Source organism: Bradyrhizobium sp. 179 (assembly GCF_023073535.1).
Lineage (GTDB): Bacteria > Pseudomonadota > Alphaproteobacteria > Rhizobiales > Xanthobacteraceae > Bradyrhizobium.
Genome location: NZ_JADPJR010000066.1, coordinates 128,993 through 139,235, shown reverse-complemented (window position 1 = coordinate 139,235; position 10,243 = coordinate 128,993). Strand labels below are relative to the sequence as shown.

Sequence of the window (10,243 nt, the reverse complement as noted above, 5' to 3'; positions counted from 1 at the left end):
GTCTGGCGGTGGCCGCTGAGCTCACGCCTCTCTCTCTTCAGATGATGTCGCCAGTGCAATCCGGCGGCTTCATTGCTGGTCTGAGCTGAACGGCGGAAGCTCAACCTCGCCGTTTCTTCCTCGCCTTCTTCCCCGGCGCGCCCTTCACGGGCCACGGCATGACCGAAGGCTCCGCGTGGCCCTGTTTGCTCTTATGCTTCTTTTGCTTTCCGAAAGAAGCAGCCTCGCCGAATTTCGGGCCACGCTCGCCGTGAGACTTGCTGCGCGGCTTGAATGCACCTGCCTCGCGCTCGCGATCGCTCTGACGCTCACGGTGATCATCGTCAGCGGGCTCGCGCCTAGGCGCATGTGATCGTTCCTGCGAAGCCGCCTGCCGCTGCGGCCCGTCCGCCATCGGCTCGATGCGGATGCTGTCTTCCTTGTCCGGACGCTTGATCTTGGCGGCGAAGGAGTCCGCGACCCGCTCGGAAATCTCGAACTCGGTGGTGGTGTCCATGATCTTGATGGCGCCGATATCGCCCTTGTCGATGCCGCCGCGGCGGCAGATCATCGGCAGCAGCCAGCGCGCCTCCGCGTTCTTGCGCCGGCCGATGGCGGCGCGGAACCAGACGCTGCCCTCGGCCATGCCATGTTTCGACGAGGACTTCCCGGATTTCGCGCGCGGCTTGCCGGGGCGATCGCCGCCGCCTTCACCTTCAAACCTGTCACGGCCGCGATCGTCGCGCGATTTGCCGCCGCGCTCGCCGGGATCGATGATGTCCTCGGGCGACGGCAGCCGTGCCCGATAAAGCCGCGCCAGCGCGGCGGCGATATCCTCGGGCGAGCGCTCGGCCAGCAACGCCTGTGCCAGCACCAGATCGTCGGCGGTCGTCTCCTCGGTAAACAGCACGTCCTTCATGCGCGCGTGATCGAGGTTGCGGATTTCCTCCGCCTGCGGCGCCGTGCCCCAGACCGCGTCGACGCCTGCGAGATTGAGCAGCAGCTCCGCGCGCCGCCGCCGTGCCGGCGGCACCAGGAGGACGCTCGTGCCCTTTCGTCCCGCACGTCCGGTGCGGCCCGAGCGGTGCTGCATGACTTCGGCGTCGTTGGGCAGATCGGCGTGAATGACGAGGTCGAGGCTCGGCAGGTCGATGCCGCGGGCGGCGACGTCGGTCGCGACGCAGACGCGGGAGCGTCCGTCCCGCAGCGACTGCAGCGCCATGGTGCGTTCGTTTTGGGTCAATTCGCCTGACAGGGCGACCACGGAGAAACCGCGCTCCAGCAGCGCCGCCTGCAAATGCCTGACGTGATCGCGCGTGCTGCAAAACACCAGCGCGCTTGGCGCCTCGTAAAAGCGCAGCACGTTGACGACTGCGTGCTCGGCATCGGCGGGCGCGATCCGGATCGCGCGGTACTCGATATCGGCGTGGCCGCCTTCGTCGCCCGCGACCTCGATCCGGAGCGCGTCGCGCTGATATTGCCTGGCCAGTGCGACGATGCCGCGCGGAAACGTCGCCGAGAACAACAGGGTGCGGCGCGCCTCAGGCGTGGTCTCGAGGATGAATTCCATGTCCTCGCGAAAGCCGAGATTGAGCATCTCGTCGGCTTCGTCGAGGACGACCACCTTCAATTCGGAGATGTCGAGACGGCCGCGACGCAAATGGTCGCAGAGCCGGCCGGGCGTGCCGACGACGATATGCGCGCCGGCCGCAAGCTCGCGCTGCTCGCGCCGCGGATCCATACCGCCGACACAGGAGACGACGCGCCCGCCGGCATGCCCATACAGCCAGGCCAGTTCGCGTTGAACCTGCAAAGCGAGCTCGCGGGTCGGCGCCACGATCAGAGCAAGCGGCGCGCCGGCTTCGTCGAACCGCTCGGCCTCGCCGAGCAGATCCTTGGCCATGGCAAGGCCATAAGCCAGGGTCTTGCCGGAGCCGGTCTGGGCCGAGACCAGGAGGTCGCGGCCAGAGGCCTCGTCCGCAAGCACGGCGAGCTGAACGGGAGTCGGGGAATCATAGTTCCGCTCGGCCAAAGCTCGGGCGAGCGGCGGGGTCAGGGCCGGAAAAGACACGGGATGGAGAACCTTGGTTAATTCAGGCGCGCAAACGGTGAACCGGCAGACCTGAGCTCGCGTGCGCGGCAAACGGCACGGCCGCACGCCGGATGTGATCTGGGCGCTCTTTACGCCAAGTGCGCTGAAATCACCATGCCTATGATGCATGACCTGCCAGAGAACCGCGCCTGAAGGTTGCGAGGATTTGCCAGCCGGCAATTTGCTTGCCGCCCTCCTAATCCCTGGAGGTCGCCAGCTTGCTGAAGCTGCCGACCAGCTTCGCCCTCGCCCGCGCAACAATGTCTCTTGCTGCAAAGGTCAAGGTGCGGATAGCGCGCCAAGCTTCGGTTGCCTGCAGCCACGCCTTCACCTCGGCGAACTTGCCATAGGCCCAGGCGAATGCCGGAATCCGCATCAGCTTGTCACGCGTGAGATGGAACAGGCGCTCGACCAGAACGAGCTTGAGCAGCTCGCCGATGATGAAGGTCGCCGCGCCGCTCAGGACTTGGCCAGTTGCGGCAAGGTAGGCTGCCAGGGGCTTGACCGGCTCCAGAATGATCACGGGCACGGAAAACAAGGCGAGCGAAGGATAGGGCGGCAGCGACCTGATCCAGGCCCGCAATCGCGCGAATTGGAGGTGCCGCTCAACCCAGCGCGAAATTGGCCGCGCGACGGCCATGAAAACCGCGTCCACAAGGAAGTAGACGGCGGCCAGGACGTAAGTGACGGGTTTCAGAATTCGCTTCACGGCACCTCTCCCGTGAACTGAAAGCCGGAACTTGGGCCTAAGTTTCACCGCAGCATGAGGAGTTCGCGAATTCCCGATGGAACTTTCTGGGCGGTTCAGATCTCCGCATAGATCTCAAGCAAATTTCCATCGGGGTCGCGGAAGAACAGCGTGCGATGGCCAAAGGACTGGTTGGTCGGCGGCGACAGCAGCCCCACGCCCCGCCGCACGAGTTCGTCGGCGCACGCATCGACTTCAGTTGCCGACACCTTGAAGGCCAGTTGCAGCGAAGCGCTGCCCGACGGCGTCGGCGCATCAGCGGCGGTCCGGCTCGGCCGTGCCAGCGCCAGCGTGTTGCTGCCGAGGCCGTACTCGATCCAGCCCGGTGAAAGCTCGCGCAGCAGGGACAAGGCGAGCACGTCCTCGTAGAAGCGCCGCATCGCCGCCATGTCGCGCACGAAGATGACGGTGTAGTCGATCGCGCGGATGGCGCTGAAGGGCGAGCGGGGCCGGTTCGGTTCGAGAGTCTGTTCGTTGCTCATCTCGTCATTCATTCCAAACTCCGACTCGTAGCCCCGCAAGGAGCCAACGGTCGGCGCAAAGCGCCGCTCGCTTAACGGAGAACATGACCTACTCCACCAGCTCCGGCCACGGCACGATGGTCGACTTCACCGTCTTCATCGCCATCGCGTCCTTCACGGCCTGCGCGATGCCGGCTTCCGTGAACGGATAGATCGTCTGCATCTTCAGCCAGGGATACTTGTCGCGCGTGCGGTAGAGCATGTCGACGCCGAGCGGCAGGTCGTTGCCGGTGAAGCCCCAGGATCCCAGCACATTGAGATCCTTGGTGCAGATACGGTGCCAGGAGGTCTCGATCGAGCCGGCGTCGGTGAACTGGCCCATCTCGACATAGGTGCCGCCGTCGCGCAGCATCTCGATGCCTTCGGGGCCGGCTGAGGGGTGTCCCGAGCAATCCATCACGAGATCGGCGCCGAAGCCGCCGACGATGTCGCGCACGCGTGCGATGCGATCTTGCGGCGACTTCAGTTCATCGATATTGACGGTCGCCTCCGCACCGAATTCGCGCGCGAGGCGGAGCCGCGGCTCTTCCGGCGCGCCGACGCAGATGACGCGCCCTGCCCCCATCTCCTGCGCGGCTGCGACCGCCAGAATGCCGATCGGACCGGAGCCCTGGATCACCACCGTATCGCCCCAAGAAAAACCGCCGGCGCGGGTCGCGCGATTGAAGGCGCGGATGCAGGACGTCAGCGGCTCGGACAGCGCGCCCAGCCGCAGCGACATGTCGTCGGGCAACTTGTAAAGCTTGGTGCCCGACAGCATGTCGAGATCGACATAGACATATTCGGCCCAGCCGCCCCACATATGGGGCGCCTTCTCGAAGCCGAGATAGCGGCCGTAATAGACCGGCGTCAGGCACTTGTTGGCGACTTGCGGATAATGGATGCAGTAATAGCAGCGTCCGCAAGGCATCAGCGGCGGGATCATCACCTTTGAGCCGACCTTCAGCGGCTTGCTCATGAAGTCCTCGGTGAACTCGTCGCCGCATTCGACGATGACGCCGCCGAGCTCGTGGCCGAGCGTGAACGGCCAGGGCAGCGGTTTCGGCCAATGCCCCTTGAGAATATGCAAATCGGTGCCGCATACCCCGCAGGCGCCGACCTTGATCAGCGCCGCCTTGCGGCCGACCTTCGGCCACGGCACGGTGCGGATGACAGGCTCCGAGCCCGGTCCTGCGTGAGTGCAGACGCGGATGGATTCCATGGCTGTGTCCTCGCTGCCCGTCTGTTATGGTTGATTGGTGCGGGCGTGAGGCGAAACCTATGTGAGATGCACCGTTGTGCCAAGCGCGAGTCTCGTAGTCTGCATGCAGCAGAGCGGAATGCGGGCTCTGCGGCCCCGGATTGTGCTGCACGCCATCCCGGCGATGATCGAGGAGAATGCCGATGCTGCGTGACTATCAGCCGGCGGATGCGGAAGCGGTCAGGCGCGTCGCTCTCGCCGCCTTCGCGCAATTCGAGCAGGACTATTCCGACTGGCCGACGTTTACAGCCAACGTCGCCAACATAACCGCGCTTTCCGGGACGGGCGAGATCATCGTCGCCGAAGACGGTGGTAAGATCGTCGGCGCCGTGGCTTATATCGGCCCACGGCAGCCAAAGCCGCCGTTCTTCGATCCGGCCTGGCCGATCATCCGCATGCTGGTGGTCGACCCCTTCGCGCGCGGCAAGGGCATAGGCCGGCAACTCACGGAAGAGTGCGTTCGCCGCGCCGAGCGCGACCAGTCGCCGATCATCGCACTGCATACGACGCCTATCATGACGGTCGCTCTGCCGATGTACCTGCGGATGGGATTCGAGAAAGTGCGCGAGGCGCCGGATATCTCTGGCGTGCCTTATGCGGTCTACGTCAAACGGCTCGACTAGCGGCAGGGTCGTAGCCCGCAAAAGCTGTCGTTCAACACCATGGCGCAGGCGCTGGTGCAGCTCAACGCACCATTCGACATCCGCGGCCGCGTCGTCGGCTCGACAACACGGCCGGACTCGGGATGCGCGCCTTCAGCGGCATCACCGTCGGGCTATCAGACGCCGCGATCGGCATTCACTGGCCTCTCGGCCGCGGTACTGCTGGCGCTGCTCGGCCTGCTCTATGGGCGCGCGGCGAAGAAGTCAGCCGGTTGACTCCGGCCTCTCTCCACCGCACGCTCGAGGCAGTGGCTGGGGAGATCACGCTTTGCGCAATCGCTGGGGCATTCTTGCGATCCTGTTCGTCGTCCGCCTCACCATCGCGTTCCAGTTCCAGAGCGTGGCCGCAGTCGCTCCGCTCCTGCAACAGACTTTCGGCGTCGGGCTCGCCGACATCGGCATCCTGATCGGGCTCTACTTCACACCGGGCGTGGTGCTGGCGCTGCCAGGCGGGGCGATCGGCCGGACTCTCGGCGACAAACCCACCACGATCGCGGCACTGCTGCTGATGACGGCCGGCAGCCTCGTCATGGCCGTCACAGAGGTCTGGGGCTGGCAGATGGCAGGCCGGCTCGCCTCCGGCGCCGGCGGAGTGCTGCTGACGGTGCAACTCACCAAGATGGGCACCGACTGGTTCGCCGGAAAGGAGATCGCAACCGCGATGGCGATCTTCGTCAACTCCTGGCCGGCCGGTGTTGCGATCTCCTTGCTGGTGCTGCCGGCGATCGGCACCGCCTATGGTGCGGGCGCCGTATTCCTGTCGGCGGCTGCGCTGACCGCGATCGGTATCGTGCTGATCATGTTTTATCAGCCGCCGCCGGGTGCAACAGCCGGCGCGGCCGGTTCGGCACGCCTCGATCCTCCGGCCCTGCTGGCGGTCATCGTCGCCGGCGCAATCTGGGGTCTCTATAATGTCGGCTTCGCCATGATCTTCTCGTTCGGCCCGTCACTGCTCGCCGAGCGCGGCTGGAGCATCGCGGCGGCAGGGTCGGCGATCAGCCTCGTGATGTGGCTGTCGGTGATCTCAGTGCCAGCAGGCGGCTATCTGGCCGATCGATTCAAACGGCCCTTTATACTGGCGACCGCGGCGAGCCTCATCGTGGCCCTGTTGCTGGCCTGGCTGCCGCGAACGGACGCCGTTATCACAATCCTCGTTCTGATCGGGCTGATCGGCGGCCATCCGGCCGGCCCCATCATGAGCCTGGCCGCCCGCGTGCTTGCGCCGGAAACGAGGGCTATCGGGATGGGCGTGTTCTACACGCTGTTCTATGCCGCGATGATGCTGGGGCCGGCGATCGCGGGTCGGCTCGCCAACTCGGCCGGGACCGCCGCAGCCGCGCTCGACCTCGGCGCGCTGACGGTGCTGGCCTGCCCGCCCTTGATGTGGCTTTTCGAGCGCATTGTGTCTGTCCGTGTCCGGCGGGTGCGATCCTAACGCGGCATTAACCCTATGCACCTTAGGGTCGTGCCGGACTCCGCCCGGGCGGGGGGTCGGGTGTTGGAAATGGCGTTGGCGAACAAAAAATTTCTTCCGGCCGCCGAGGAGCGCCGGCGTTTCCAGCGGGTGAAAGTGCACCTGCTCGGCCGTTACATGCTGCCGGACCGCCGCGAATTCCCCTGCCAGGTGATCAACATGTCGCCGGGCGGGCTGGCACTGCTGGCCCCCGGCATCGGCAATGTCGGCGACCGCGTCGTCGCCTATCTCGACCATATCGGCCGCGTCGAGGGCAAAATCACCCGGATCATCGACAATGGCTTCGCCATGACGATCGGTGCGACGCCGCGGAAGCGCGACAAGCTCGCGGCGCAGCTGACCTGGCTCGCCAACCGTGACATCCTCAATCTGCCGGAAGACCGCCGCCACGACCGTATCGTGCCGCGCAATCCGATTGCGGTGCTGACGCTCGAGGACGGCACCAAGATGACCTGCCGCATCATCGACCTGTCGCTCTCGGGCGCCGCGATCGCCGCGGAGAACCGCCCGCCGCTGAAATCGATCGTCCTGCTCGGCCGGGTCCAGGGCCGGGTGGTCCGAAACCTCGAAGACGGCTTCGCGCTGGAGTTCATGCACGAGCAGCCGGCCGAGACACTCGAAGAGAGCGTTACCGCGCGGTAAAGCGCGACGGCGTCAAAACACCTGCATTTCCAGCCTCGAAAGCGGCCTCCGCGATGCGGACGCCGCCTTTTTCGTGCGTGGCGACCGACCCCGTGCGGGTTAACGCGAGGGTTGCAGCTGTGCGCAAACAACGGCTTCGGCAGCGTTTGCCGCGTTAATACGTAAAAATTGAACCAATTGCATTCATTTCAAATTTTACGAGAATTCGATTCAAGTACAGTTCGAATTCGCCGCGCGTTTTACTTGCATTCGTCTTGACTTGACTTGGATGACTTAGCGGCAACTCAAAAGCTCCGTGCGAAATGTGGTCCCAACAAGAACGGGGGCCGCAATGTTTGATTTCAGGGGACAGGGGAAAGGGCTGGCGCTGGCTGCCATGCTCTTCAGGTTTAGCGCGGCAGCGCAGGCCGGCGAAGGCCGTCTGCTCTACGCGAGCCTCGGCGACACCACGCGTGCGCCGATCGGCTGGGTCGAGTTCTGTGCCGACAATGCCGCTCAGTGCCAGGGCGGGCCGACGCAGGCACGCGATATCGTGATGTCGCAGGCTGCATGGCGCGACCTCATCAAGGTCAATCGCTGGGTCAATGAGACCGTGAAGCCTTTGACCGACCAGGAGCACTGGGGCGTGATCGAGAAGTGGTCGCTGCCGTCAGACGGTTACGGCGACTGTGAAGACTACGTGTTGTTGAAGCGCAAGATGCTGATCGATGCCGGATGGCCGCGCGAGGCCCTGCTCATCACCGTCGTGCGCGACAAGAAGGGCGAAGGCCACGCGGTGCTGACGGTGAAGACCGACAAGGGCGAGTTCGTTCTCGACAATCAGAACGAGAACGTTCTTGCCTGGACGGAGACCGGCTACCGCTTCGTCAAGCGCCAGTCGCAGAGCGATCCCAACGTCTGGGTCTCGCTGGGCGATATCAAGCCGGCGGTCTCGACCGCCAGCGCGAGAGATTGATCGTCACCCAAAGAAAGAGTCACGCGGCCCGGTCACATCCCCACCCCTCCCCGTCCCAGACCGGTTCGCGCGCGGCCAGCCATCCCCCAATGGCTGGCCGCAACCTTTTGTCCTGCCTGAATTCGCAGGAAATCCTTTTAGTTCAGAGGGTTTTGCGAGCGGCCTACGGGCGCGTCGATAACGTTTCGGCACGGAACGACTCGGCAACACGACACGCCGAGACGGGGAAAATCCGGGGAATGTGTTCCGCCTCCGTTCACGGAGGCGCGGCATGAGCGTCGACCGTGGTGAGACCAGACGGAAACGAGAGGCGCGGGCTCTAGAGATCGTCCAGCGGATCGGCAGGCCGCGGAAGCCTCGCGCTCCTCGCGCCTTGAGACCTCGGCCAGAGCCCGCCCCACCGCCAGTCGATGTCATCCCCGTGATTAGCGAGGTGTACTTCCTGTACGCCTGCAACCGCATAAAGATCGGCTGGTCAAGGAACCACATCCAGCGCGCGCTTAACGAAATTTCCCCGTATTGCCCGGCTCCGCTCTTCTTCATCGGCGCCACGCCTGGAGACCGGGCCCTCGAAGCTCAACTTCATGCTCGCTTCGCAGCCGATCGGGCTCATGGCGAATGGTTCGATCTCGGCCCGCACCTCCGCGAATTCCTCTGCGAGGACCAGGCCCGCGCCCGAATGCTCATGGCAGCCGAGAGGCATTATCTCGGTTGGCTAGAGGAAGAACTCACAACTCAGAGGACGAGAGCCCCATGACCACATACGCCCACAAGCGATCCCAGCTCGACCCTGCCGGCGCCATCGCCAAACTCATCGTCATGCGGAGCACGATCGGCGCCAACACGCCGACCGGCTACACGATCTCGACCCTGGCCGAGCAGACCGAGAACAAGCGGGCCTACGTCCGGCCGGAGTGGGCCAAGGACCGCCGGCAGACGCTCGACTATCAAATCGAGAAGAGCCTGGCGCGGCTTGCTGGTGGGATGTGAGGAGCGAGGAACCCATGAAGCCAGGAATGGAAGTTTTGATCGATTACACAAACTGGCGCGGCGAGCGCCGCTGGCGGCGTATCAGGCCGGGGCGGATCGAGTTCGAAAACTCGGAATGGCACCACGACACGCAGTGGATATTGCACGCCGTGGACTTGGAGACGGCGGCGGCGCGTGAGTTCGCCATGAAGGATATCCACGCCTGGAAGCCGGTCTAGCCCTGCGACGAGGTCACTGAGGAAGCTCCATGCTTGAAGTTGTGCAGGCGGCCCGCACTAACCGCTCCTCTGAGGAGCTGGAGATGCGCGCCATGATCGTGCCGGAGCTGCGCAAGCGGTGGCCCGGTGCCAGGATCATCCACGAACTGCCGCTGCGCTATTCGACCAACCGCATTGACCTTGCCGCGGTCACGGAAACGGAAATCGTCTCCGTCGAGATTAAATCCAGCCGCGACGTGATGGACCGTTTGGAGGCCCAGCTACGGGCTTTCCAGCCCATCAGCAGCAGGATCATTGCCGCGCTCGCTCCGCGCTGGAACATGAAGCTCCCGATGATCGAGACCAAGCTCGACTTCGGAACGAGCTTTTCGCCTCAATACACTGAAACCCAGCAGCTAATCCGCAAGGTTGGCGGGGTCGAGGTCTGGACCGTGGATTCCGGCGCCGGATCAATCGAGATCACGGACGGTGGCCCCTATCGAGCGAACAAGCCTTGGCTGGCGCAAATGCTGGACATGCTGCACGTTTCAGAGCTTGTCGATATCGCAAACCGCCATCAGATCGCTGTAGCGAAGCGGCCGGTTCACCTCACGCTCGTCACCGATCTGGTCGATATGCTTCAGGGCCGAGAGGTCGTTAGGGCGGTCTGCCGGGCTCTACGCGAGCGGAACGCATTCGACAAAGCATCAGATCCGCCGATCGTGGCGGGGGATACTCGGTGA

11 protein-coding genes and 1 pseudogene are annotated in these 10,243 nt (G+C 64.4%); 8 read left to right on the top strand and 4 right to left on the bottom strand.

Annotated elements, in window-relative coordinates; all coding sequences use genetic code 11:
- Positions 1 to 100: 100 nt before the first annotated feature.
- From IVB12_RS16450 to IVB12_RS16435, 4 genes are all read right to left on the bottom strand, one after another.
- Positions 101 to 2,050, bottom strand: a complete 1,950-nt coding sequence (locus IVB12_RS16450; protein ID WP_247300584.1) for a DEAD/DEAH box helicase — start codon at positions 2,048 to 2,050, stop codon at positions 101 to 103.
- A gap of 217 nt (positions 2,051 to 2,267) precedes the next feature.
- Positions 2,268 to 2,780: a hypothetical protein gene (locus IVB12_RS16445; protein ID WP_247300583.1), complete on the bottom strand. Its 513-nt coding sequence runs from the start codon at positions 2,778 to 2,780 to the stop codon at positions 2,268 to 2,270.
- A 95-nt stretch (positions 2,781 to 2,875) separates the two neighbouring features.
- Positions 2,876 to 3,313, bottom strand: a complete 438-nt coding sequence (locus IVB12_RS16440; protein WP_247300582.1) for a VOC family protein — start codon at positions 3,311 to 3,313, stop codon at positions 2,876 to 2,878.
- A 76-nt stretch (positions 3,314 to 3,389) separates the two neighbouring features.
- On the bottom strand, positions 3,390 to 4,541 hold the full coding sequence (locus tag IVB12_RS16435) for a zinc-binding dehydrogenase (RefSeq protein WP_247300581.1): 1,152 nt from the start codon (positions 4,539 to 4,541) through the stop codon (positions 3,390 to 3,392).
- A 182-nt stretch (positions 4,542 to 4,723) separates the two neighbouring features.
- On the opposite strand from IVB12_RS16435, the gene IVB12_RS16430 reads away from it, so the two are divergent.
- From IVB12_RS16430 to IVB12_RS16395, 8 genes and pseudogenes are all read left to right on the top strand, one after another.
- Positions 4,724 to 5,203: a GNAT family N-acetyltransferase gene (locus IVB12_RS16430; protein ID WP_247300580.1), complete on the top strand. Its 480-nt coding sequence runs from the start codon at positions 4,724 to 4,726 to the stop codon at positions 5,201 to 5,203.
- A 21-nt stretch (positions 5,204 to 5,224) separates the two neighbouring features.
- A pseudogene (locus tag IVB12_RS16425) lies at positions 5,225 to 5,458 on the top strand (MFS transporter); the annotation flags it as partial.
- A 52-nt stretch (positions 5,459 to 5,510) separates the two neighbouring features.
- A complete protein-coding gene (locus IVB12_RS16420) occupies positions 5,511 to 6,677 on the top strand; it encodes an MFS transporter (protein WP_247300579.1) in 1,167 nt (388 codons plus the stop codon).
- A 69-nt stretch (positions 6,678 to 6,746) separates the two neighbouring features.
- On the top strand, positions 6,747 to 7,358 hold the full coding sequence (locus tag IVB12_RS16415) for a PilZ domain-containing protein (protein ID WP_080134316.1): 612 nt from the start codon (positions 6,747 to 6,749) through the stop codon (positions 7,356 to 7,358).
- A gap of 331 nt (positions 7,359 to 7,689) precedes the next feature.
- Positions 7,690 to 8,313, top strand: coding sequence for a transglutaminase-like cysteine peptidase (locus tag IVB12_RS16410; protein ID WP_247300578.1), 624 nt, complete (start codon positions 7,690 to 7,692; stop codon positions 8,311 to 8,313).
- A gap of 753 nt (positions 8,314 to 9,066) precedes the next feature.
- Complete coding sequence (locus IVB12_RS16405) at positions 9,067 to 9,303, top strand: hypothetical protein (protein WP_247300577.1); 237 nt, start codon at positions 9,067 to 9,069, stop codon at positions 9,301 to 9,303.
- A 26-nt stretch (positions 9,304 to 9,329) separates the two neighbouring features.
- Positions 9,330 to 9,521 carry a hypothetical protein gene (locus IVB12_RS16400; protein ID WP_247300576.1) on the top strand — a complete coding sequence of 64 codons (192 nt, stop codon included), beginning with the start codon at positions 9,330 to 9,332 and terminating at the stop codon, positions 9,519 to 9,521.
- Positions 9,522 to 9,550: 29 nt separating this feature from the next.
- On the top strand, positions 9,551 to 10,243 hold the full coding sequence (locus tag IVB12_RS16395; RefSeq protein ID WP_247300575.1) for a hypothetical protein: 693 nt from the start codon (positions 9,551 to 9,553) through the stop codon (positions 10,241 to 10,243).

Excerpts from the sequence above, each read along its gene's own strand:
- IVB12_RS16405 (WP_247300577.1), top strand. The coding sequence starts at position 9,067 with ATGACCACATACGCCCACAAGCGATCCCAGCTCGACCCTGCCGGCGCC.
- IVB12_RS16400 (WP_247300576.1), top strand. The coding sequence starts at position 9,330 with ATGGAAGTTTTGATCGATTACACAAACTGGCGCGGCGAGCGCCGCTGG.
- IVB12_RS16395 (WP_247300575.1), top strand. The coding sequence starts at position 9,551 with ATGCTTGAAGTTGTGCAGGCGGCCCGCACTAACCGCTCCTCTGAGGAG.
- IVB12_RS16430 (WP_247300580.1), top strand. The coding sequence starts at position 4,724 with ATGCTGCGTGACTATCAGCCGGCGGATGCGGAAGCGGTCAGGCGCGTC.
- IVB12_RS16440 (WP_247300582.1), bottom strand. The coding sequence starts at position 3,313 with ATGAATGACGAGATGAGCAACGAACAGACTCTCGAACCGAACCGGCCC.
- IVB12_RS16435 (WP_247300581.1), bottom strand. The coding sequence starts at position 4,541 with ATGGAATCCATCCGCGTCTGCACTCACGCAGGACCGGGCTCGGAGCCT.
- IVB12_RS16410 (WP_247300578.1), top strand. The coding sequence starts at position 7,690 with ATGTTTGATTTCAGGGGACAGGGGAAAGGGCTGGCGCTGGCTGCCATG.
- IVB12_RS16415 (WP_080134316.1), top strand. The coding sequence starts at position 6,747 with ATGGCGTTGGCGAACAAAAAATTTCTTCCGGCCGCCGAGGAGCGCCGG.